At 72.5% G+C, this 21,950-nt stretch carries 18 protein-coding genes and 2 tRNA genes; 12 read left to right on the forward strand and 8 right to left on the reverse strand.

Annotation, left to right across the window (positions count from 1 at the left end; translation table 11 throughout):
* The first annotated feature begins 28 nt into the window (after positions 1-28).
* The 5 genes from AB0Q96_RS04230 to AB0Q96_RS04250 all read left to right on the forward strand — a co-directional run bounded on the left by AB0Q96_RS04230 (position 29) and on the right by AB0Q96_RS04250 (position 5,396).
* The gene (locus AB0Q96_RS04230; protein ID WP_365321479.1) at positions 29-1,174 is read left to right on the forward strand and encodes a PP2C family protein-serine/threonine phosphatase; all 1,146 of its coding nucleotides are present in this window, start codon (positions 29-31) and stop codon (positions 1,172-1,174) included.
* A 183-nt stretch (positions 1,175-1,357) separates the two neighbouring features.
* Positions 1,358-2,131 (forward strand): ABC transporter ATP-binding protein, encoded by a 774-nt coding sequence (locus AB0Q96_RS04235; protein ID WP_365321480.1) that lies wholly within the window; start codon positions 1,358-1,360, stop codon positions 2,129-2,131.
* Positions 2,131-4,572: an ABC transporter permease gene (locus AB0Q96_RS04240; protein WP_365321481.1), complete on the forward strand. Its 2,442-nt coding sequence runs from the start codon at positions 2,131-2,133 to the stop codon at positions 4,570-4,572. The genes AB0Q96_RS04235 and AB0Q96_RS04240 overlap by 1 nt, the downstream gene beginning before the upstream one ends.
* Before the next feature lie 5 nt (positions 4,573-4,577).
* Positions 4,578-5,039, forward strand: a complete 462-nt coding sequence (locus AB0Q96_RS04245) for an HD domain-containing protein (RefSeq protein WP_365321482.1) — start codon at positions 4,578-4,580, stop codon at positions 5,037-5,039.
* A 162-nt stretch (positions 5,040-5,201) separates the two neighbouring features.
* A complete protein-coding gene (locus AB0Q96_RS04250) occupies positions 5,202-5,396 on the forward strand; it encodes a hypothetical protein (protein ID WP_365321483.1) in 195 nt (64 codons plus the stop codon).
* A 12-nt stretch (positions 5,397-5,408) separates the two neighbouring features.
* Here AB0Q96_RS04250 and AB0Q96_RS04255 read toward each other — a convergent pair whose 3' ends face one another.
* Positions 5,409-6,143, reverse strand: a complete 735-nt coding sequence (locus AB0Q96_RS04255) for an amphi-Trp domain-containing protein (protein WP_365321484.1) — start codon at positions 6,141-6,143, stop codon at positions 5,409-5,411.
* A gap of 137 nt (positions 6,144-6,280) precedes the next feature.
* Positions 6,281-6,354, reverse strand: a tRNA-Gly gene (locus AB0Q96_RS04260).
* 133 nt (positions 6,355-6,487) lie between these two features.
* Here AB0Q96_RS04260 and AB0Q96_RS04265 point away from each other — a divergent pair.
* The 5 genes from AB0Q96_RS04265 (at position 6,488) to clpX (ending at position 11,138) form a co-directional block, all read left to right on the forward strand.
* A tRNA-Pro gene (locus tag AB0Q96_RS04265) sits at positions 6,488-6,564 on the forward strand.
* Between the two features lie 146 nt (positions 6,565-6,710).
* Complete coding sequence (gene tig / locus AB0Q96_RS04270; protein WP_365321486.1) at positions 6,711-8,090, forward strand: trigger factor; 1,380 nt, start codon at positions 6,711-6,713, stop codon at positions 8,088-8,090.
* Positions 8,091-8,351: 261 nt separating this feature from the next.
* Entirely contained in the window at positions 8,352-8,969 is a 618-nt protein-coding gene (locus AB0Q96_RS04275; protein WP_365321488.1) for an ATP-dependent Clp protease proteolytic subunit, read from the forward strand.
* Positions 8,970-9,035: 66 nt separating this feature from the next.
* Positions 9,036-9,698, forward strand: a complete 663-nt coding sequence (locus AB0Q96_RS04280; RefSeq protein WP_365321490.1) for an ATP-dependent Clp protease proteolytic subunit — start codon at positions 9,036-9,038, stop codon at positions 9,696-9,698.
* A gap of 156 nt (positions 9,699-9,854) precedes the next feature.
* Complete coding sequence (clpX, locus tag AB0Q96_RS04285; RefSeq protein ID WP_150228190.1) at positions 9,855-11,138, forward strand: ATP-dependent Clp protease ATP-binding subunit ClpX; 1,284 nt, start codon at positions 9,855-9,857, stop codon at positions 11,136-11,138.
* 65 nt (positions 11,139-11,203) lie between these two features.
* Here the strand turns inward: clpX and AB0Q96_RS04290 are convergent, their stop codons facing one another.
* Positions 11,204-12,187 carry a hypothetical protein gene (locus tag AB0Q96_RS04290; protein ID WP_365321492.1) on the reverse strand — a complete coding sequence of 328 codons (984 nt, stop codon included), beginning with the start codon at positions 12,185-12,187 and terminating at the stop codon, positions 11,204-11,206.
* Between the two features lie 138 nt (positions 12,188-12,325).
* Here AB0Q96_RS04290 and AB0Q96_RS04295 point away from each other — a divergent pair, with 138 nt between their 5' ends.
* A complete protein-coding gene (locus AB0Q96_RS04295; RefSeq protein WP_365321494.1) occupies positions 12,326-14,947 on the forward strand; it encodes a valine--tRNA ligase in 2,622 nt (873 codons plus the stop codon).
* A 75-nt stretch (positions 14,948-15,022) separates the two neighbouring features.
* Here AB0Q96_RS04295 and AB0Q96_RS04300 read toward each other — a convergent pair whose 3' ends face one another.
* The 4 genes from AB0Q96_RS04300 to AB0Q96_RS04315 all read right to left on the reverse strand — a co-directional run bounded on the left by AB0Q96_RS04300 (position 15,023) and on the right by AB0Q96_RS04315 (position 19,592).
* Positions 15,023-16,369, reverse strand: coding sequence for a glycosyltransferase (locus AB0Q96_RS04300; RefSeq protein ID WP_365321496.1), 1,347 nt, complete (start codon positions 16,367-16,369; stop codon positions 15,023-15,025).
* A 52-nt stretch (positions 16,370-16,421) separates the two neighbouring features.
* On the reverse strand, positions 16,422-17,564 hold the full coding sequence (wecB, locus tag AB0Q96_RS04305; protein WP_365321498.1) for a UDP-N-acetylglucosamine 2-epimerase (non-hydrolyzing): 1,143 nt from the start codon (positions 17,562-17,564) through the stop codon (positions 16,422-16,424).
* Positions 17,565-17,757: 193 nt separating this feature from the next.
* On the reverse strand, positions 17,758-18,444 hold the full coding sequence (locus AB0Q96_RS04310) for a response regulator transcription factor (protein ID WP_365321500.1): 687 nt from the start codon (positions 18,442-18,444) through the stop codon (positions 17,758-17,760).
* Complete coding sequence (locus AB0Q96_RS04315; RefSeq protein ID WP_365321501.1) at positions 18,441-19,592, reverse strand: HAMP domain-containing sensor histidine kinase; 1,152 nt, start codon at positions 19,590-19,592, stop codon at positions 18,441-18,443. The genes AB0Q96_RS04310 and AB0Q96_RS04315 overlap by 4 nt, the downstream gene beginning before the upstream one ends.
* A gap of 102 nt (positions 19,593-19,694) precedes the next feature.
* On the opposite strand from AB0Q96_RS04315, the gene AB0Q96_RS04320 reads away from it, so the two are divergent.
* Positions 19,695-20,837: an ATP-binding protein gene (locus AB0Q96_RS04320; protein WP_365321503.1), complete on the forward strand. Its 1,143-nt coding sequence runs from the start codon at positions 19,695-19,697 to the stop codon at positions 20,835-20,837.
* A gap of 23 nt (positions 20,838-20,860) precedes the next feature.
* Here the strand turns inward: AB0Q96_RS04320 and AB0Q96_RS04325 are convergent, their stop codons facing one another.
* Complete coding sequence (locus AB0Q96_RS04325) at positions 20,861-21,883, reverse strand: rod shape-determining protein (RefSeq protein WP_365321505.1); 1,023 nt, start codon at positions 21,881-21,883, stop codon at positions 20,861-20,863.
* Between the last annotated feature and the right edge of the window lie 67 nt (positions 21,884-21,950).

The following is a 21,950-nucleotide window of genomic DNA, read 5'->3' on the forward strand; positions in this document are numbered from 1 at the left end:
GCCGATCGGGTGGATAGGGTCCAGGCCAATGGGACGTCGCGGCGCAGTGGACTCGTACGCGGCCCGGATGCGCAAGAGCGCCCTCCGGGCCCGCGTCGCGCTGCGCCGGTCCGGCGTCGACTACTTCCGCGGCGACGGCTCCGACTGGATCGCCCTCGCCGGACTCCTGCTCACCGTCCCCGCCATCATGTGCGGCACCCTCCTCGACCCGGTCTGGTGCTCGCCCTCCGCCCTCGCCCTGCCGATCGTCGCCGGCGGCCTGCTGCTGCGCCCCGCCAGCCTGCTCGGCCTGTACGCGGCCGCCGCCGGCGCGCTCATCGTCGAGTCGCTGGTCCTCGGCCCGTACACCGAGGGCCCCGCCCGGGTCACCCCCGGCACCGTCCTGGTGGTCGCCGCCTGCGGACTCTTCGGCCTGCTCATCGCCCAGTTCCGGGCCCGCGTCGGCGTGCCCTGGCGGCGCGGCGGCACCATGCTCTTCGACCTGCGCGAACGCATCCGGGTGCAGAGCGCCCTGCCCCGCCTGCCCCAGGGCTGGCACCGCGAGATGGCCCTGCGCCCGGCCGGCGGCCAGTCCTTCTCCGGCGACTTCGTCGTCGCCGCCCGCACCCACGGCGGCCGCACCCTGGAGGTCCTGCTCACCGACGTCTCCGGCAAGGGCATGGACGCGGGCTCCCGCGCCCTGCTGCTCTCCGGCGCCTTCGGCGGCCTCCTCGGCTCGCTGCCCCCGCACGGCTTCCTGCCCGCCGCCAACGGCTACCTCCTGCGCCAGGACTGGGACGAGGGCTTCGCCACCTCCATCCACCTCGTCCTCGACCTGGAGTCCGGCGACTACGAACTCCTCTCCGCCGGACACCTGCCCGCCCTCCAACTGCACGCGGGCACCGGCCGCTGGGAGGAGAAGGCGGGCGAAGGACCCCTCCTCGGCGTCTACGACGGCGCCGAGTTCCACCCGGCCAAGGGCTCCCTGCGCCCCGGCGACGTCCTCATGCTCTTCACCGACGGCCTCGTCGAGTCCGCCGACCGCGACATCGCCGAGGGCATCGACCGGCTCACCGGCGAGGCCGACCGCTACGTCGCCGCCGGATTCGAGGGCGCCGCCTGGCACCTCATCGAGGCCTGCGCCAAGGACGTCAACGACGACCGCGCACTGCTCCTGATCAGCCGCACGGGCTGACCACCCCCGGCCGGGGGTAGGGCCACCCCCACCCCAGGGAGACCGGCCGCCTCCATCGCCCCGACCTGCGGCGATCCGTACGTTCGAAGTGACGATCACGCACGTCACGCACGTCACGCACCTGACGTCACGCACCTGACGTCACCCACGTCACGTCACGTCACGAACGCACGGAGGACACTCATGGCAGCCCGGGACACCGCCCTCGGCACGGCAGCCGTCGAACTCGCCGGGGTACGGCGCCAGTACGGCAAGGGGGCCGGCGCCGTCCACGCGCTCCGCGGCATCGACCTGCGCCTCCCGCACGGCAGCTTCACCGCCGTCATGGGCCCCTCCGGCTCCGGCAAGTCCACCTTCCTCCAGTGCGCCGCCGGACTCGACCGCCCCACCGCCGGCTCCGTCCGCCTCGGCGGCACCGAGATCACCGGCCTCGACGAGAACCGGCTCACCGAACTGCGCCGCGCCCGCCTCGGCTTCGTCTTCCAGGCCTTCAACCTGCTGCCCTCGCTCACCGTCGAGCAGAACGTCCTGCTGCCCCTGCGGCTCGCGGGCGAGCGCCCCGACCGGCACCGCGCCGCCGAGGCCCTCGGCCAGGTCGGCCTCGCGGACAAGGGCGCCCGCCGCCCCGCCGAGCTCTCCGGCGGCCAGCAGCAGCGCGTCGCCATCGCCCGCGCCCTCATCACCCGGCCCGACGTGATCTTCGGCGACGAACCGACCGGCGCCCTCGACACCACGACCGCCACCGAGGTCCTCACCCTGCTCCGCGGCGCCGTCGACGGCCTCGGCGCCACCGTCGTCATGGTCACCCACGACCCCGTCGCCGCCGCCTACGCCGACCGCGTCCTCTTCCTCGCCGACGGCGCCCTCACCGACACCCTCCCGCGCAGCACCCCGGACCGCATCGCCGCCCGGATGACCGCGCTCACCGCCGCCACCCGCGCCGGCGCGGCCGCCTGATGCCCCGCCCCAACGGCCTCGCCCGCGCCGCCGTCCGCTTCAAGCCCTCCGCCTTCGCCGGCACCTTCGTCGCCCTGCTGCTCGCCGCCGCCGTGATCTCCGGCTGCGGCCTGCTCCTCCAGACCGGCGTCACCGCCGCCGTCCCGCCCGCGCGCTACGCGGGCGCGCCCGTGGTCGCCGCCGCCGACCAGCGGCTGCACGCCACGATCGGACACGGCGAGGAGCGCACCACGGTCTCCGCCGCCGTACCCGACCGGGCCCGCCTCGACGCCTCCCTCGTCCGCGCCGCCGCCGGCGTCCCGGGCGCCGCGCACGCCGTCGGGGACGTCTCCTACCCGGTACGCGCGGCCTCCGGCGCCCCGCTCACCGCCTCCGGCTGGGGCTCCGCCGCCTTCACCGGCACCCGCCTCGCCACCGGCACGGCCCCGGACGGCCCGGACCAGGTGGTCGTCGCCACCGGCCACGGACGGCCGGGCGAACGGATCACCCTGCACACCCCGGCGGGGGAGCGGACCTTCACCGTGACGGGAGCGGCCGCGCCGTCCCGGACCGCGCCGCCCGCCGCCGTCTGGCTCTCCGACGCCCGGGCCCTCGCCCTGTCCGGCCACCCCCGCACCGTCGACGCCATCGCCGTCCTGCCCACCAGCGGCACCGACCCCGCGACCCTCGCCGCCCAGGTCGAGCGCGCCCTGCACGGCAGGGCCCAGGTGCACACCGGCGACGACCGCAGCCTCGCCGAAGGCGCCGCGCTGCCGGCCGCCAAGGAACTGCTGATCGCCCTCGGCGGCTCCTTCGGCGGCACCGCCACCCTCGTCGCCGTGTTCACCGCCGCCGGCACCGTCGCCCTCTCCGTCGGGCAGCGCTCCCGCGAGTTCGCCCTGCTGCGGGCCATCGGCGCCACCCCGCGCCAGCTGCGCCGCTCCGTCGCCACCGAGTCCCTGCTCGTCGCCCCGCTCGCCGGCGCCCTCGGCTGCCTGCCCGGCCTCGCCCTCGCGAGCTGGTGGTTCGGGCAGCTGAAGGAGAAGGGCGCGATCCCCGCCGGGGTGCGCCTCGACACCGGTCCGATCCCGTTCGCCGCGGCCGTCGCCGCCGCCCTGCTGACCGCCCTGCTCGCCGGCCTCGCCGCCGCCCGCCGCCCCTCCCGCGTCGAACCCGGCCGCGCGCTCACCGAGTCCCAGGTCGAACGGCGCGCGACCGGCCGGATCCGCACCCCGCTCGGCATCCTCGCCCTCGCCGGCGGCGTCGCCCTCACGGGCGTGGCCGCCCAGGCGTCCGGCGAGGTCGCCGCCAACACGGCCCTCGGCGTCGTCATGCTCTTCATGCTGGCCGTCGCCCTGCTCGGCCCGCTGCTCGCCAGGGCCTGCGCGGCCCTCGCCGGACTGCCCCTGCGCGCCGCCGGGGCCGCCGGCCACCTCGCCGCGGCGAACGCGCGCGGCAACGCACGCCGGCTCGCCTCCGCGCTCACCCCGATCGTCCTCGCGCTTTCCTTCTCCTCCACCCTCGTCTTCCTGCACACCAGCACCGACCGGGCCGCCGAGCACCAGCAGCGCGCCGGACTGGTCGCCGACCACGTCGTCACCGCCCCCGCCGGGCTCCCCGCCGACGCGGCGGCCCGCGCCGCACGCGCCCCCGGGGTCACCGCCGCCGTGGCCGTCCAGCACACCGGCGTCCTGCTCCCCGACGGCGACGCGGGCTTCCGCGGCGCCACCGCCCAGGGCGTCTCCGCCGACCCCACCCCGGTCCTCGACCTCGACGTGCGCACCGGCACGCTCGCCGCGCTGCGCCCCGGCACGGTCGCCCTCGACGCGAACCTCGCCGCCGCCCAGCAGGTACGGACCGGGGACCGCCTGGAGCTCCGGCTGCCCGACGGCACCCGGACGGAGCCGCTCGTCGTCGCCACCTACGGCCGCGGCCTCGGCCTGTCCGAGGTGACCCTCCCGGCCGCCGCCCTCGCCGGGCACGTCACCGCCCCGTACGCCACCGAGCTCCTGGTCCGCGGCGGCCAGCCCGCCGCCCTGGCCCCGCTCGGCGCCGTCACGGACGCCGCCGGCTGGTCCACCGCCCAGAGCCGGGACCGCGCGCTCAACGCCTGGGCCAACACCACCATGGCCGCCGTCCTCGGCGGGTTCGCGGCGGTCGCCGCCGTCAACACGCTGGTGATGACCGTCCTCGACCGGCGCCGCGAACTGCGCACCCTGCGCCTGGTGGGCACCACCCGCCGCCAGGTGCTGCGGATGATCCGCTGGGAGTCGCTGCTGGTCACCGGCGCGGGCGTGGCCCTCGGCACCGGCATCGCGCTCGCCACCCTGGTCCCCATGGTGAACGGCCTGACCGGCGAGGGCCCGTACATCCCGCCGCTGCTGTACGGCTCGTTCGTCGCGGCCACGGTCGGCCTCGGCCTCGCCGCCACCGCCCTGCCCGCGCGGGCCGCACTACGCTGACCGCCATGACCGGCACCCCGTACCTCACCCTCGCCGAGATCGAGACCCTCGCCGTCGCCGCCCACGCGGGCCAGACCGACAAGGCCGGGCGACCCTACGCGGAGCACCTGAGGGCGGTCGCCGAAGGGGTACGGACCCGGGGCGGCGACGAGGGGCAGATCGCGGCGGCCTGGCTGCACGACGCCGTCGAGGACGCCGCCCTGTCCCCCGAGTGGCTGGCGGGCGCGGCCCTGCCGCCGGAGGTCAAGGAGATGGTGCGGGCGCTCACCAAGCGCCCGGGGGAGGACCTGGAGGGCTACACCCGGCGGATTCTGGCCACGCCGGGTGCCCTGCTGGTCAAGGAGGCCGACCTCGCGCACAACGCGGATCCGGCCCGCCTCGCCGTCCTCGAACCGCCGACCCGGGACCGTCTGACCGCCAAGTACGCCCGGGTACGGGGCCTGTTGGGACTCACTCCGCCGAACTGATCAAGACGAATTTCGTCATGTTGGCCGGATTTCTACGGCGATGATTCGTCACCCACCCCTGCGGGGCAGGTAGTTGGTGGCACGATAGGTGCGGCGGGGGTGTTCTGTGACGTGCGCTCCCGGGCGGCAAGGCGGGGACCGACCGAGGGTGTGTGATCAGTTGTGGCCATTTCACTATCTGTGGTGCTGCTGTTGGCGATCATCCTGGTGGTGCTGATCCGTGGCGGAAACCTGAAGGCCGGTCCGGCCGTCGTCGCGGTCCTGTTCGGCTTCTTCCTCGCCTCGACGGGCATGGCCGACGACATCCAGCGCTTCCTGGACTCGATAACGAACACGGTCGGCTCCATCAAGTTCTGACCCGGACCGGCGTCAGGCCGCCTTCGCGGCGGATTTGGCCGACTTGACGGACTTGGCCGCCTTCTTGGCGGGCTTCGCCGACTTCCCGGCCGGCTTGGCGGCCGATTTCGTGACCGCCTTCTTGGCCGGCGCCTTGGCCGGCGTCTTCGTCGACGCCTTGGTCGAGGGCTTGTCCGACGGCTTGGCGGTCTTCGTCGCCGACTTCTTGGCGGTCGGCTTCTTCGCCGACGCCTTCTTCGCCGACGCCTTCGGGACCGTCTTGGTGACCGTCTTCTTGACCAGCTTCTTGACGGCGGGCTTCACGGCCGGCTTCTTGGCCCCCGGCTTCGCCGCGCCCTTCTCCGCCTTCGCGGTCTTCTCGGCTTTCCCGGTCTTCTCGGCCTTGGGCTTGGCCGCCGGCTGAGCGGCGGGCTTCCCGGGCGCCGTCTTCGCCCCCGCCTTCGCGTCCGGCTTCGCCCCCGCCTTCGCGGCCGGCTTCGTTTCCGCCTTCGTCTCCGACTTCACCGCCGGCTTCCGGGGCTTGCCCGTCGCCCACTTGAGTTCGATCTCCAGCTCGATCTCCCCCTCTTCGACCTCGACCTCCACCTCGGCCGCGAGCTCGTCGGGGATCCGCAGGCTCAACGTCCCCGCCCCCAGCTTCAGCTCGGCCTCACCGCCCTTGCGCAGCGCCTCGGCGAGCGCCGTCAGCTGGGCGGCGGCTTCGAGACGGGACAGCGAGCGCTTCTGCTCGAACTTCAGATCCTTCATGACGGCCTCCGACCCCACACGGGGACAAGCGGGAATAAAGCGGACAGCGTCATTCTCTTGCCCCGCACCGGACCCGGCATCCCAACGAAACGGCAGAGGCCCCTCCGGAACGCTGTCCGGAGGGGCCTCTGCCGCTGTGGAGCGGGTGACGGGAATCGAACCCGCGTAGCTAGTTTGGAAGACTAGTGCTCTACCATTGAGCTACACCCGCACAAGGTGCATCGCGAGGCCATCGGCCCCGGCGACGGACGCCATCGTAGCGGGTTCTCGCAGGTCCCCGCACACCCCTTGAAAACAGGGGGCGTCGCACCGTCCCCGTCCATGTACCCTACGTGTCGCACCGACGGGGTGTGGCGCAGCTTGGTAGCGCGTCCGCTTTGGGAGCGGAAGGCCGTGGGTTCAAATCCCGCCACCCCGACCAGCCAAGATCACATTGTGGGCCGTGAGGCGCTTGCGGTTACTATGCAAGCTGCGTGCCCGTGTGTCTCTCTGACCGGGCCGATCGGCCGGAACCGCCCCCTGGTGGTACCGGCGAAACCAGGAATCAGCCACCAAGGAGACCGAACCGTGAAGAGCGCCGTGGAGACCCTGAACCCGACCCGGGTTCGGCTCACTGTCGAGGTGCCCTTCGAGGAGCTCAAGGACAGCCTCGACGCGGCGTACAAGAAGATCAACCAGCAGGTCACGGTCAAGGGCTTCCGTAAGGGCAAGATCCCGGCTCGCGTGATCGACCAGCGGTTCGGCCGTGGTGCGGTGCTGGAGGAGGCCGTCAACGACGCGCTCCCGAAGTTCTACACCGAGGCCGTGAACGAGGCCGAGGTCAACCCGCTGGGTCAGCCCGAGGTCGACATCACGGAGCTGAAGGACGGCGAACTGCTGGCCTTCACCGCCGAGGTCGACATCCGCCCGGCCATCGAGATCCCGGACTTCTCCGGTATCGAGGTCGAGGTCGACGCCGTCGAGGTCACCGACGAGGACATCGAGAAGTCCGTGGAGCAGCTCCGCGACCGCTTCGCGTCCACCAACCCGGTCGAGCGCGCCGCCGCCGAGGGCGACGTCATCACCATCGACCTGGAGGCCAAGGTCGACGGCGAGGTCCTGCCCGACGGTGTCGCCAGCGGTGTCTCGTACACCATCGGCTCCGGCGAGCTCCTCGACGGCATCGACGAGGCCGTCACCGGCCTGGAGGCCGGCGGCGAGGCCACCTTCACCTCGCAGCTGAAGGGCGGCTCCGCCGAGGGCAAGGACGCCGAGGTCACCGTCAAGGTCCTCACCGTCGCCGCCCGTGAGCTCCCCGAGCTGGACGACGAGTTCGCGCAGCTGGCGTCGGAGTTCGACACCCTCGACGAGCTCAAGGCCGACAGCCGCAAGCGCCTTGAGAACATGAAGCAGTTCGACCAGGCCACCCAGGCCCAGGAGCGCGTCCTGGAGAAGCTCCTGGAGCTGGCGGAGATCCCCGTCCCCGAGAAGCTGCTCGAGGACGAGGTCAACACCCGCAAGCACAACCTGGAGCACCACCAGCTCGGCCAGATGGGCCTGAGCCTGGAGAAGTACCTGGAGTTCCAGGGCAAGACGGTCGAGGAGTTCGAGACCGAGACCAAGGACCAGGCCGTCAAGGGCATCAAGACCCAGTTCATCCTCGACGAGCTGGTCAACAAGGAGAAGCTGAACGTGGAGCAGGAGGAGCTCACCGAGCACCTCATGCGCCGCGCCGCCTCCTCCGGCATGTCCCCCGACCAGTTCGCCCAGGCCGTCGTCCAGGGCGGCCAGGTGCCGATGCTGGTCGGCGAGGTCGCCCGCGGCAAGGCGCTCGCGCTGGTCGTCGAGGCCGCCAAGGTCGTCGACACCAACGGTGTCGAGGTCGACCTGTCCGACGAGGACGAGGAGCAGGCCACCGAGACGGTCGAGGCCGTCACCGGTGAGGCCGAGGTCTCCGAGGACAAGTAAGCCCCCCCGGGGCGACGCGTGAGGCTCCGGCCTCGCGCCGAACCCCGCCCCACGGGCCCGGACGCACAGGTGTGCGCCCGGGCCCGTGGACGTACCGGGCCCGTTCATGCGCCCCCAACTACCTTGCGCTCCCAGCGAACAGTTCGGGAAGCGGGATGGCGTTGTCCTACCTGCGCGTTAGGGTCCATGAATACGAGGGCAATGCCCTCCGAACGAGACGCTGAGACGGCCCGGTGCCGTCGGAGACGAGCAGGTGGATACGTGACGAATCTGAAGCCTTACGCCGCGGGTGAGCCGTCCATCGGTGGTGGCCTCGGCGACCATGTCTACAACCGGCTGCTCGGCGAGCGCATCATCTTCCTCGGCCAGCAGGTCGACGACGAGATCGCCAACAAGATCACCGCCCAGATGCTCCTCCTCGCGGCCGACCCGTCGAAGGACATCTACCTGTACATCAACAGCCCCGGTGGCTCCGTGACGGCCGGCATGGCCGTCTACGACACCATGCAGTACATCCCCAACGACGTCGTGACCATCGGTATGGGCATGGCGGCCTCGATGGGCCAGTTCCTGCTCACCGGCGGCACCCCCGGCAAGCGCTTCGCGCTGCCGAACACCGACATCCTGATGCACCAGGGCTCCGCCGGCATCGGTGGCACCGCCTCCGACATCAAGATCCAGGCCGAGTACCTTCTCCGTACGAAGCAGCGCATGGCCGAGATCACCGCGCACCACTCCGGTCAGACCGTCGACGCGATCATCCGCGACGGCGACCGTGACCGCTGGTTCACCGCGGAGGAGGCCAAGTCGTACGGCCTCATCGACGACATCATCACGCACGCCGCGGGTGTTCCGGGCGGCGGCGGCACGGGCGCCTGAGCGCCGGCCGCCCGCCCAAGAGCCCCAGCCCCCCCGCCGAACGCCACCAGGACGGTGAACCCCCAGATGCAGAACAACCTCTCCGCGAGCGGCCTCTACACCGGCGCGCCGATGGACAACCGCTACGTCGTGCCGCGCTTCGTGGAGCGCACCTCGCAGGGCGTGCGCGAGTACGACCCGTACGCGAAGCTGTTCGAGGAGCGCGTGATCTTCCTCGGCGTGCAGATCGACGACGCCTCCGCCAACGACGTCATGGCACAGCTGCTGTGCCTGGAGTCGATGGACCCGGACCGCGACATCTCGATCTACATCAACAGCCCGGGCGGCTCCTTCACCGCGCTCACGGCCATCTACGACACGATGCAGTTCGTGAAGCCGGACATCCAGACGGTCTGCATGGGCCAGGCGGCCTCCGCCGCGGCCGTGCTGCTCGCCGCCGGCACCCCCGGCAAGCGGATGGCCCTGCCCAACGCCCGCGTGCTGATCCACCAGCCGTCCGGCGGCACCGGCCGTGAGCAGCTCTCCGACCTGGAGATCGCGGCCCGCGAGATCCTGCGCATGCGCACCCAGCTGGAGGAGATGCTGGCCAAGCACTCCTCCACGCCGATCGAGAAGATCCGCGACGACATCGAGCGCGACAAGATCCTGACCGCCGAGGACGCCCTCGCGTACGGCCTGGTGGACCAGATCGTCTCGACCCGCAAGAGCACGGCCGCCGCGGCACACTGACGCTCGACCTTCCCTCGCCGTGGTTGGTGTGGCCGAATCCCGTCCATGCCAACCGCGCCAAGGGGGGCCCGAACGAGGGGCCCGGCAAGGTACCGTCGAATATGAGGCACCAGGAGTCGCTGAACCAAGCACTCCCAGGCGAAGGGGAAGCACCTCGTGGCACGCATCGGTGATGGCGGCGACCTGCTCAAGTGCTCGTTCTGCGGAAAGAGCCAGAAGCAGGTGAAGAAGCTCATCGCGGGTCCCGGTGTGTACATCTGCGACGAGTGCATCGACCTCTGCAACGAGATCATCGAAGAGGAGCTCGCGGAGACGAGCGAGGTGCGCTGGGAGGAGCTTCCCAAGCCTCGCGAGATCTACGAGTTCCTGGAGGGGTACGTCGTCGGCCAGGAGCCGGCGAAGAAGGCCCTCTCCGTCGCGGTGTACAACCACTACAAGCGCGTCCAGGCCGGCGAGAACGGCGGCGCGCAGGGCCGGGACGACGCCATCGAACTGGCGAAGTCCAACATCCTGCTGCTCGGCCCGACCGGCTCCGGCAAGACGCTCCTGGCGCAGACACTGGCCCGGATGCTGAACGTCCCGTTCGCCATCGCGGACGCGACGGCGCTCACGGAGGCCGGCTACGTCGGCGAGGACGTCGAGAACATCCTGCTCAAGCTGATCCAGGCGGCGGACTACGACGTCAAGAAGGCCGAGACCGGGATCATCTACATCGACGAGATCGACAAGGTCGCCCGTAAGAGCGAAAACCCGTCGATCACGCGTGACGTCTCGGGCGAGGGCGTGCAGCAGGCCCTCCTCAAGATCCTGGAGGGCACCACCGCCTCCGTCCCGCCGCAGGGCGGCCGGAAGCACCCGCACCAGGAGTTCATCCAGATCGACACGACGAACGTGCTCTTCATCGTGGGCGGCGCCTTCGCCGGCCTGGAGAAGCTCATCGAGTCGCGTGCGGGCGCCAAGGGCATCGGTTTCGGGGCGACCATCCGCTCCAAGCGGGAGATCGAGGCGAGCGACCAGTTCCAGGAGGTCATGCCGGAGGACCTGGTGAAGTTCGGGATGATCCCGGAGTTCATCGGCCGTCTCCCCGTCATCACCTCGGTCCACAACCTGGACCGCGAAGCCCTCCTGAAGATCCTCGTCGAGCCGCGCAACGCGCTGGTCAAGCAGTACCAGCGCCTCTTCGAACTCGACGGCGTGGAGCTGGACTTCGACCGTCCGGCCCTGGAGGCCATCGCCGACCAGGCGATCCTCCGCGGCACCGGCGCGCGCGGCCTGCGCGCCATCATGGAGGAGGTCCTCCAGTCGGTGATGTACGAGGTCCCGTCCCGCAAGGACGTGGCCCGCGTGGTCATCACCGCCGACGTGGTCCGCAACAACGTCAACCCGACGCTGGTCCCGCGGATCGTGAAGAACGACGGCAGGCACGAGAAGTCCGCCTGACCCGAAGCGACGACGAAGGGGCGCCCCGCCGACCGGCGGAGCGCCCCTTCGTCGTATCCGCCGGATCAGACCTTGCTGCGCGAGGCCTTGTACTGCTGGCCCGCCAGCTCCGCGACCTGGTCCAGGGTGAGGCCCTGGCCGCCGGTCATCATCGTCGACAGGTCGATGACGTTCACGACGCCCACGGTGCTGTAGTCGGACCAGATGCAGGTGGGCACCTGGAAGGACTTCGGGCCGGGCGAGGTCGAGGTGCCGGTGTTCTCCAGCTTGAGGTACTGGCACTTCATCAGCGCGCCGTCGAAGCCCGCCGGGGTCTTCGCCTCCGGGCTGCCGACCGGCGTCACCTTGACGTCGTCGGCCTTGCCGGTCTGCTTCTTCTCGTAGTTCCCGAACGCGGTGTCGAGCGCCTTCGCCGGGTCGGCGATCTCGCCCCACATCCCGTTCAGGCTCATGCTCTTGCCCTTGAGCGGGTCGGAGCCGTCACCCGACTTGTACGAGGCCACGACCGAGTGGGGGTCCTTGATCCCCATCGCGGCGGCGCTGACCTTCTGCTCCTCCGTCAGGGCGCCGGCCCGGTCGGCGCCCTCCTTCTTGTACTCGCCGACCGTGGCCGCCGGGGTGATCTTGTAACCCTTGGTGGAGTCGGCGACATCGCTGTTGCCGGCGCCGCCGCCCCCGCCGATCACGAAGTACGCGCCCACGGCCAGCGCCGCGACCACGGCCACGCCGGCGATGATCCAGCCGGCCTTGCTCTTCTTCGGGGCCGGCGGCGGGGGCAGGTAACCGCCGGGGCCCTGCGGGGCGCCGTACGGGGGCTGCTGGCCGTACGGGCCGGGCTGGGGCTGGCCCTGCGGCGGGTAGCCGTACGGCTGCTGCGGCGGGACACCCTGCGGCGCCTGCTGCGGGTAGCCGTAGCCGGGCTGCGGGGCCTGCGGGGGCTGCCCGTAGGGGCCGGGCTGCTGCGGCTGCTGCCCGTAAGGCCCCGGCTGGCCGTACGGCCCGGGCTGCTGGGGCTGGCCGCCGTACGGGCCCGGCTGGTTGTAGCTCATGGACAGGTTCCCCTCACAAGATGTTTATGCCTGGCGAACATCCTGTCGGAAGCCCCGTGCCACCGGGGCAGTGGGGGCCACACCGTTACGGAACAATCGAGTTTCAGGACCACCCCCGGATCCCCCTAAACTGGCCCGGTGACCGAGAACACTCAGCAGCAGACGACAGCCACCCCCGAACTGCCGACCGCGTACGCGCCGGCCGAGGTAGAGGGGCCGCTGTACGAGCGCTGGGTAGACCGGGGGTACTTCACGGCGGACGCGAAGAGCGAGAAGCCGCCGTACACCATCGTCATCCCGCCGCCGAACGTCACGGGCGCGCTCCACCTGGGCCACGCCTTCCAGGTCACGCTCATGGACGCACTGACCCGCCGCAAGCGCATGCAGGGCTTCGAGACGCTCTGGCTGCCCGGCATGGACCACGCCGGCATCGCCACCCAGAACAAGGTCGAGCAGCAGCTCGCCGAGGAGGGCAAGTCCCGCCACGACCTGGGCCGCGAGGCGTTCGTCGAGCGCGTCTGGCAGTGGAAGGACGAGTACGGCGGCCGGATCCTCGGCCAGCTGCGCCGCCTCGGCGCCGGTCTCGACTGGTCGCGCGAGCGCTTCACGATGGACGAGGGCCTGTCCAAGGCCGTCCAGCGCATCTTCAAGGACCTGTACGAGGACGGTCTGATCTACCGCGCCGAGCGCATCATCAACTGGTGCCCGCGCTGTCTGACCGCCATCTCGGACATCGAGGTCGAGTACCAGGAGGACGCCGGCGAGCTGGTCTCGATCCGGTACGGCGAGGGTGACGAGTCCCTGGTCGTCGCCACCACCCGGGCCGAGACGATGCTGGGTGACACCGCGGTCGCCGTCCACCCGGACGACGAGCGCTACAAGCACCTGGTCGGCAAGCAGATCAAGCTGCCGCTGACCGACCGCACCATCCCGGTCGTCGCCGACGAGCACGTCGACCCGGAGTTCGGCACCGGCGCCGTCAAGGTGACCCCGGCGCACGACCCGAACGACTTCGCGATCGGCCAGCGCCACGACCTGCCGTCGCTGACCGTCATGGACGAGCACGGCATCATCACCGTCCACGGCCCCTTCCTCGGTCTGGACCGCTTCGAGGCCCGCTCGACGATCGTCGGCGCGCTCAAGGAGCAGGGCCGGATCGTCGCCGAGAAGCGCCCGTACATGCACTCGGTGGGCCACTGCTCGCGCTGCAAGACGACCGTCGAGCCGCGTCTGTCGATGCAGTGGTGGGTCAAGGTCGGCCCGCTGGCGCAGGCCGCCGGTGACGCCGTCCGTGACGGCTCGGTCGAGATTCACCCGAAGGAGCTCTCCAAGCGCTACTTCGACTGGGTCGACAACATGCACGACTGGTGCATCTCGCGCCAGCTGTGGTGGGGTCACCGCATCCCGATCTGGTACGGCCCGGACGGCGAGGTCGTCTGCGTCGGACCCGACGACGAGGTTCCGACCGGTGAGGGCTGGACGCAGGACTCCGACGTCCTCGACACCTGGTTCTCCTCCGGCCTGTGGCCGTTCTCCACGCTCGGCTGGCCGGAGGAGACTCCGGACCTGGCGAAGTTCTACTCGACCGATGTCCTGCTCACCGGCCACGACATCATCTTCTTCTGGGTCGCCCGGATGATGATGTTCGGTCTGTACGCGATGGACGGCGAGGCCCCGTTCAAGACGGTCGCCCTCACCGGTCTGGTCCGCGACGAGTTCGGCAAGAAGATGTCGAAGTCGAACCCGAACGCGGTCGACCCGCTGGACTGGATGAACGCGTACGGCTCCGACGCCGTCCGCTTCACCCTGGCCAAGGGCGCCAACCCGGGCGCCGACGTCCCGATCGGCGAGGACTGGGTCCAGGCGTCCAGCAAGTTCGCCAACAAGATCTGGAACGCCACGCGCTTCGCGCTGATGAACGGCGCGACGATCGAGGGCGAGCTGCCGGCCGCCGACCAGATGTCGGCGACCGACCGCTGGATCCTCTCCCGGCTGAACGAGACCGTCGCCCAGGTCGACGCGTACTACGAGGACTTCCAGTTCGCCAAGCTCAGCGAGGCGCTCTACCACTTCGCGTGGGACGAGGTCTTCGACTGGTACGTCGAGCTGTCGAAGACGACGTTCTTCGCCGGCGGCGAGGGCGCGCGGGTCTCCGGCCGGGTCCTCGGCGAGGTCCTCGACGTCATGCTGCGGCTGCTGCACCCGGTGGTCCCCTTCGTCACCGAGACCCTGTGGACCACGCTGACCGGCGGCGAGTCCCTCGTGATCGCCGACTGGCCGAAGGACAGCGGCTTCCGCGACACCGCCGCCGAGCAGGAGATCGCGCTGGTCCAGCGGGTCATCACCGAGGTCCGCCGGTTCCGCAAGGAGCAGGGCCTCCAGGACGCCCAGAAGGTGCCCGCGCGCCTCACGCTGACCGGCACCGCGCTCGCCGCGCACGAGGCCGCCATCCGCCAGATCCTGCGCCTCCAGCCGGAGGGCGAGGGCTTCTCGGCCACCGCCACCCTGCCGGTGGCCGGCGCCGAGGTCGCGCTGGACCTGTCCGGCACGATCGACGTCGCCGCCGAGCGCAAGCGTCTCGCCAAGGACCTCGCCGCCGCCGAGAAGGAGAAGGCGCAGGCCCAGGGCAAGCTCGGCAACGAGGCGTTCCTGGCCAAGGCGCCGGACAACGTGGTCGACAAGATCCGTGGCCGCCTCGCCAAGGCGGACGAGGACATCGCCCGCATCCAGGCGCAGCTGGAGAAGCTGCCGCAGGCGTAGCCGTAGCCGTACGCGGAAGGGCCCGGAACCACTCGTGGTTCCGGGCCCTTCCGCGTACCCCCGGGTACCTCCGCCTCAGGACTCCGTGGCGATCGGGCCGACCCCGGTCGTCTCGGCGTTGCGGCGGGTCTTGGCCCAGCCGGTGCGCCCGCGCAGCAGCCGGACGAAGCCGCGCGCCGAGACGATGAACAGGTGGTACGCGTACAGCCACAGCGCGAGGCCCCACAGCAGGCCCTTGAGCCGGGAGCGGTCCGGGGCGAACTCGCGCCGGTAGACCGGGCCCCACAGCAGGAACGGGAGGATCGAGGCGATGCCGAGCGCCAGGGCGAGCGGCCAGGCGGCGAGGAGGACCTCGGCCGTGCCGCCGCCGGTCACGAGGGCGACCAGCATGAAGGCGGTCAGCAGGAGCGTCGCGAGGTGGGCGATCGGCTGGAAGAAGGTGTAGAGCGATTCCAGGACGCCGGACGCCTTGTAGTGGCGGGAGCCGACGATGCGGCCGGAGTAGCGCACGCACTGGATGTTGCCCTGCGCCCAGCGGGTGCGCTGGGTGAGGAACCGGCGCGTGTAGGGCAGCGCCTCCTGGCTGACCCAGGTGTCGGCGACGTGGGTGACCCGGTAGCCGGCGAGCCGCATGTGCAGGCCGAGTTCGTAGTCCTCCAGGAGGGCGTCCCGCTGCCAGGGGCGGCGTTCGGCGGCGGCGATGCGGTCGAGGGCGGTGAGCCGGGTGAACTGCCCGTTGCCGCCCAGGCCGACGGAGCCGGTGCGGCGGCGCAGGAGCTGCATGCCGGTGTTGGAGACGGCGAACTCGGCGTCCTGCATGCGGATCAGCAGCCGCGCGTACGCGTTGGCGGCCCGGCCCCGGTCGGGCAGCGGGCGCTCGTCGTCGACGTTGCGCATCCGGACGCCGATCTGCACCCCGCCCATGTCGGGGTCGCCGAACGCGTCGGGGCCGCTGACGTGCGCGAGGGCGTCGGGGGAGACCTGGCCGTCGGCGTCGACGACGCAGACGATCACACGGGCCCGGTCGGCGCTCCCGCCGAGGTACGCGTTCAGCGCCTCGTACGCGGAGTTGAGCGCGGCGCCCTTGCCGACGCGGGCGTCGGGGCGGCGCCGGGAGACCAGGTGGACGTGGGGGTCCCGGTCGGCGAGCGCGGTGACGAGGGGGCCGGTGAGGTCGTCGCTGGCGTCGTCGATGACCCACACGTGGGAGCCGGTGAAGTCGGCCCGCAGCCGGGCGACGGTGGTGGCGACGACGGCCTCCTCGTCGCGGCAGGGCACGAAGAAGTGCCAGTCGAACGCGGCCGGGTCACCGGTCTCGGCGGGCCCGCGGCGCGCGTAGGCGTGCCGGGCGCCGGCCCAGTAGACCAGGAAGCCGCCGAGGAGCAGGAAGGGGAAGACGTAGAGCAGGAGGTGGAGGCTCATGAGGGGTCTCCGGTGGGACGGGAGGGCGTACGGGACGGGCGGGGCGCGGCGCTCAGGCCGCCATCGCGTGGGCGTCCGACGGCGCCGTGCGCGCGGCGGCCAGGTCCGCGACGAGGCCCGCGATGCGACGGGAGGCGGTGCCGTCGCCGTACGGGCTGGGGAGCTTCGCCAGACGGTGCAGGCCCTGGGCGCCCTCGGAGAGGCGGCGGCGGGCGGCGGTGCCGATCTGCGGGCCGGGGTCGACCAGCTCGGCGAAGTCGGCGAGCGACTCCGGGCGTTCGGTGGAGTTGCGGACGACGACCAGCGGCCGGCCGAGGACGGTGGTCTCCTCCTGGACGCCGCCGGAGTCGGAGACGATCAGCGCCGCGTGCCGGGCCAGGGCCAGGAAGGTGCCGTAGCCGGCCGGCGGCAGCACCGTCACGCCGTCGAGCAGCGGCAGCAGTCCGGCGGCCTCGACGCGGGCCCGGGTGCGGGGGTGCAGCGGCAGCACGACGGGCAGTTCGCGGGCGAGCCCGGCGAGCTCGTGGAGGACGGCGGTGAGCGCGGGCTCGTCGTCGGTGTTCTCCGGGCGGTGCACGGTCGCCAGGACGTAGCCGTCGGCGTCGAGCCCGTGCGCGGCGAGCAGCCGGGCGCGGACCTCGGCCGCCGGGAGGTGGTCCCGGACGGCCTCGACGACGGGGTTGCCGGTCACGGCGATCCGCTCGTCCGCGACGCCCTCGGCGAGCAGCAGCTCCCGGTTGTCGGGGGTGGCCGCGCACAGCACGTCGGCGAGCCGGTCGATGAGGACCCGGTTGTGCTCCTCGGGCATGGCCCGGTCGTGGCTGCGCAGCCCCGCCTCGACGTGGACCAGCGGCAGGTCGCGCGCGTTGGCGGCGAGCGCGCCGGCGAGGGCCGCGTTGGTGTCGCCCTGGACGACGACGGCGAGCGGCGGCTCGGCGGCGAACAGCGCGTCGAGACCCTGGAGCGCGGCGGCGATCTGCACGGCCCGCGGCTGCCCGCCGACGCCGGTCAGGTACGCCGGTTCGGGCAGGCCGAGCTCGGTGAGGAAGCCGCCGGAGAGCTCCTCGTCGTAGTGCTGGCCGGTGTGCACGACACGGGCCGAGGGCCCGAGCAGCCGGATGAGCTCGGCCAGCTTGACCAGCTCGGGGCGGGTGCCGAGGACGACGACGACACTGCGGGCGGGAAGGGGCTGCATGCCTCCAGGCTGCGGGCCCATGGTCGCGCGTTGCGGTGGTGCTCGGTTGCCGGACGGTTGCGATGGGCGCGCGGCGGGCACTTCGGGACGTACGGCCGGGACTTCCGTCCCGGGTGCGGCTCCGGCGGTCCCGGCGTGCGCGCGGGCGGCCGGCGGCGCTTCCCGGACGCGACCCGGACCGACGTGTTCCGCGTCACCCGGAGCTCTCGTAGCGGTAGCCCAGCCCCCGGATCGCCTCGATCGGGTCGGGGGTCTGCGGGCCGCCGGTGGCCCGCAGCTTGCGGCGCAGGCGGAGCACGGCGAACTTCACGCGTTCGCGGCCGATCGCCGTGGTGTCGTCCCAGACCTGGTCGAGGAGCTGCTCGGTGGTGACCACCCGGCCCCGGTTGCGGACCAGGAGCTGGAGCAGCCGGTACTCGATGTCGCTGAGCCGGATCTCGGCGCCGTGCCAGAGCGCGGAGCGGCGCTCGGGGACCAGCCGCAGGTCCTCCTCGACCGCTTCGCCGGCCCAGCGGCCGGGGCCCGCGCGGCGCAGCAGGGCCTCGACGCGGGCCAGCAGCTCGGCCTGCGCGAAGGGTTTCACCAGGTAGTCGTCGGCGCCGGAGCGCAGCCCGCGCACCCGGTCGTCGACGGTGCCGAGCCCGGACAGGACGAGGACCGGCAGGTCGCTCATGTCGCGGGTCCGGTCGAGCACCTGCCAGCCGTCGAGCTCCGGCAGCAGCAGGTCGAGGACCATGAGCGCGGGCCGCTCGGCGAAGAGCAGCCGCAGGCCCTCGCGGCCGTCGGCGGCGAGCGAGACCTCGTAGCCGCGCCGGGTGAGCAGGACGCGCAGGGCGAGCGAGAGGTCGGGGTCGTCCTCGACGAGCAGCACCCGGGTCATCCGGCGGCCCCGTGCTCCGGCGCGCCCCCGCCCCCCGACGGCAGCCGGACCGTGAACACCGCGCCCGGCCGGTTCTCCCGGTCGCGGACGGTGAGGGTGCCGCCGTGCAGGCGGACGGTGTCGAGGGCGCCCGCCAGGCCGAGGCCGGTGCCGGGGAAGCCGCCGCGGCGCGCGTTGGGGGCGCGGACGAAGGGGGTGAAGATCTCCTCCTGGTACTCCAGCGGGACGCCGATGCCGGTGTCCCGGACCTGGATGGTCCAGTGGTCGCCGTCCGGCCGGCCGACGATGTCGACCTGCCCGTCCTCTGGGGTGAACCGCAGCGCGTTGGCCACCAGCTCCTCCAGCGCCCCGGTCAGCATGTACGCGTCGGCGATCAGCGGCGGCCCGTCGGCCGGGCAGTCGGCGGTCAGGTAGGGGCCGGAGCCGGCGGAGCGCTGGAGCGCCTCCAGGGTGACCCGCTCGACCAGTTCGTGGACCCGGAGCGGGGCGGGGTGCGGCTGGCCCGGGGGCCGGCCGGCGGCGGCGTTCGGCAGGCTCTCGGCGACGACCTGCATCCGGCGCGCGTTGCGGCGGATGGCGTCGACGAAGGCGACCTGCTCCGGGTCGAGGGGGCCGCCCGCCGGTTCCAGCAGCAGTTCGGCGAAGCTCAGCACGGTCGCGAGCGGGGTGCGCAGCTCGTGCAGGACCCGGCCGGCGAACGCGGCCCGTTCGTCCGAGAGCGCGGCCAGCTTCCGCACCTGCTCGTACAGGTCCTCCTCGGCCTCGTGCTGCCGCGTGACGTCCTCGATCAGCCACAGATGCCCGAAGAACGCGTCGCCGTGCCCGACCGGAGCACGGCGGCGGCGCAGGGTCCGCCCGTCGCGCAGGTGGTAGTCGGCGGTCCGGGTGACGGCGGCGCGGGTCCGCGCGTCCTCCAGGAAGCGACGCCGCTCGTCCGGCCGGTCGAGCATCCCGGCGACGTACTCGATCAGCGGGTCCCCCGGCGCGCCGGGGGAGAGGTCGAGCCCGTCGGGCAGCGGCAGCAGTCCGGCGAGGCGGCGGTTCACCCGGACGACCCGCAGGTCGCGGTCGACGAGCAGGGCCGCCTGGGGGAGGGCGTCGAGCACGTCGCCGGTGAGAGGCCCGTGCTCCTGGGATGCTTCGTACACATTTCAGAGTCAAACAGCAATCTGGGCGAAGTGCCCGATCTCACACCAGACGGGACTTCGGGTCCTCGGTGACGGGACCAAGGACCCTGGATGATGGGGGGCATGCTCCGACTCCCCGCCTTCCCCGCGCTGCGCCGTTGTGCGGACCGGTGGGCCGTGTCGCCCCGCGCCATGGACGTCGTCGCCGCCGGCAGCGCCTTCGGCCTGATGGTCCTGGACGTGCCGGGCCTCGCCCGCGCCGACAACTCGCTCACCGGCGTCACCGCGACCCTGGTCCTCGCGGCCGGCGCCGCCACGCTGGTGCTGCGCCGGAACGCGCCGTGGGTGCCGTTCGTGGTGGCGCTCTTCCTGATGGGCTGGCTGCACGAGCTGACGATGGTCCAGTTCGCGCTGTACTCGCTCGGCCGCTTCCGCGGCCGGCGGGCCGCGGTCACCGCCACCCTGCTGTACGTCGCCACCGCCTACGCCCTGTTCAACCTGCCCGGCTGGCCCGCCAAGCACGGCGAGACCCTCAGCGAGTTCCTGGGCCTGGTGATCCCGATCGGCGCGCTGGCCGCGGGCGTCGGCATCGCCGCGTACCGCCAGGACCTCGTCCTCGCCCTCCAGATCCAGCGCAACGAGGCCGCCGCCCGGCAGGCCGTCCAGGAGGAGCGGATCTCGGTCGGCCGTGACGTCCACGACCTGGTGGGCCGGGAGCTGACCGTGCTCGCCGTACGGGCCGAGGTGCTGGCCGTACGCGCCCGGGGCGACGCGCACCAGCAGGACTTCGAGGAGCTCGCCGACACCGCCCGGCGCGCCCACCACATGCTCAACGAGACCCTCGTGCGGCGCACCGACGGGGTCGCCACGCCCGGTCTCGAAGGGCTGGCCGCGCTCGCCGAGGAGAGCGAGCGGATGGGCAGTCCGGTGGACCTGGAGGTCGCCGACGCGGCGAAGGCGCTGTCGCCGCTGCGGCAGACGGCCGTGCACCGGGTGGTGCAGGAGTGCCTGACGAACGCGGCCAAGCACGCCCCCGGCCTGCCGGTGACCGTCTCGATCACGGTCGAGGGCGAGGGCCGGAACGTCCGCGTCGAGGTCCGCAACCCGCTCCCCGGGACCCCGCCGGACCGCGCCCCCGTCTCGACCGGCACGGGCCTGTTCTCCATGGAGGAGCGCGTCACCAGCATGGGCGGCTCCCTCCGGGCCCGCAGGGAGCACGGCGCGTACCTGGTGACGGCCCTGCTGCCGACGGGCTTCCCGCACTAGGGCGTGCCCCCGGGGCGTCCCGGCTACCGGACGACCTCCGCCTTCCCCAGCACCCGCTGCAAGCCGTCGAAGTCCTCCACGCACCGCCCCGAGCCCAGCGCCACGCAGTCCAGCGGGGCGTCGGCGACGAAGACCGGGATGCCGGTCGCCGAGGCCATGCGCAGGTCGAGGCCGGGCAGCAGGGCGCCGCCGCCGGTGAGGACGATGCCGTGCTCCATGACGTCGCCCGACAGCTCCGGCGGGCACTCCTCCAGGGTGACCCGCACCGCCGCGATGATCGCCTCCACCGGCTCGTCGAGCGCCTTCCGCACCTCCGCCACGGTCAGCTGGACCGTGCGCGGCAGGCCGCTGACCTTCTCGCGGCCCCGCACGGTGAACGTGGTGCGCTCGAACTCCTCGCCGCCCGGCACCGGCCAGGCCGAGCCGATGGCGATCTTGACGTCCTCGGAGGTCCGCTCGCCGACGAGCAGCGAGTGCTCCTTGCGCACGAAGTCCGCGATGGCGCTGTCCATGCGGTCGCCGCCCACCCGCAGGGACTGGGCGGTGACGATCCCGCCGAGCGAGATGACGGCCACCTCCGTCGTGCCGCCGCCGATGTCGACGACCATCGAGCCGCGCGGGTCCGACACCGGAAGGCCCGCCCCGATCGCCGCCGCCATCGGCTCCTCGATGAGGTGGACCGCCCGCGCGCCCGCCGAGCGCGTGGCGTGCACGATGGCCCGCCGCTCGACCGGGGTCACCCCGCTCGGCACGCACACCACCATCCGGGTGCGCGGGCGGCGGCGCCCGGGGACGGCCTTGCGGACGAAGTGCCGGATCATCTCCTCGGCCGCCTCGTAGTCGCTGATCACGCCGTCCCGCAGCGGGCGGATCGCGGTGATCGAACCGGGCGTGCGGCCGATGGTCTCCTTCGCCTCCGCGCCGACCGCGAGCGCCGCCCGCGAGCCGGCCTGGACCGCCACCACGGACGGTTCGTTGAGGACGATGCCCTGGCCGCGGGCGTAGAGGAGGGTGTTGGCCGTGCCGAGGTCGATGCCTATGTCCATGATCGCCAAGTTTGCCCGGCGGTCCCGGCGGGCGGCGGGCCGAAGGTCCCGAATGGGGTGGGTCCAA

The organism is Streptomyces sp. NPDC093111, from assembly GCF_040683955.1.
Classification (GTDB): Bacteria; Actinomycetota; Actinomycetes; order Streptomycetales; family Streptomycetaceae; genus Streptomyces.

Excerpts from the sequence above, each read along its gene's own strand:
- wecB (WP_365321498.1), bottom strand. The coding sequence starts at position 17,564 with ATGCAGCCCCTTCCCGCCCGCAGTGTCGTCGTCGTCCTCGGCACCCGC.
- AB0Q96_RS04320 (WP_365321503.1), top strand. The coding sequence starts at position 19,695 with ATGCTCCGACTCCCCGCCTTCCCCGCGCTGCGCCGTTGTGCGGACCGG.
- AB0Q96_RS04300 (WP_365321496.1), bottom strand. The coding sequence starts at position 16,369 with ATGAGCCTCCACCTCCTGCTCTACGTCTTCCCCTTCCTGCTCCTCGGC.
- AB0Q96_RS04280 (WP_365321490.1), top strand. The coding sequence starts at position 9,036 with ATGCAGAACAACCTCTCCGCGAGCGGCCTCTACACCGGCGCGCCGATG.
- AB0Q96_RS04235 (WP_365321480.1), top strand. The coding sequence starts at position 1,358 with ATGGCAGCCCGGGACACCGCCCTCGGCACGGCAGCCGTCGAACTCGCC.
- AB0Q96_RS04255 (WP_365321484.1), bottom strand. The coding sequence starts at position 6,143 with ATGAAGGATCTGAAGTTCGAGCAGAAGCGCTCGCTGTCCCGTCTCGAA.
- AB0Q96_RS04290 (WP_365321492.1), bottom strand. The coding sequence starts at position 12,187 with ATGAGCTACAACCAGCCGGGCCCGTACGGCGGCCAGCCCCAGCAGCCC.
- AB0Q96_RS04325 (WP_365321505.1), bottom strand. The coding sequence starts at position 21,883 with ATGGACATAGGCATCGACCTCGGCACGGCCAACACCCTCCTCTACGCC.
- AB0Q96_RS04240 (WP_365321481.1), top strand. The coding sequence starts at position 2,131 with ATGCCCCGCCCCAACGGCCTCGCCCGCGCCGCCGTCCGCTTCAAGCCC.
- AB0Q96_RS04310 (WP_365321500.1), bottom strand. The coding sequence starts at position 18,444 with ATGACCCGGGTGCTGCTCGTCGAGGACGACCCCGACCTCTCGCTCGCC.
- AB0Q96_RS04245 (WP_365321482.1), top strand. The coding sequence starts at position 4,578 with ATGACCGGCACCCCGTACCTCACCCTCGCCGAGATCGAGACCCTCGCC.
- AB0Q96_RS04230 (WP_365321479.1), top strand. The coding sequence starts at position 29 with ATGGGACGTCGCGGCGCAGTGGACTCGTACGCGGCCCGGATGCGCAAG.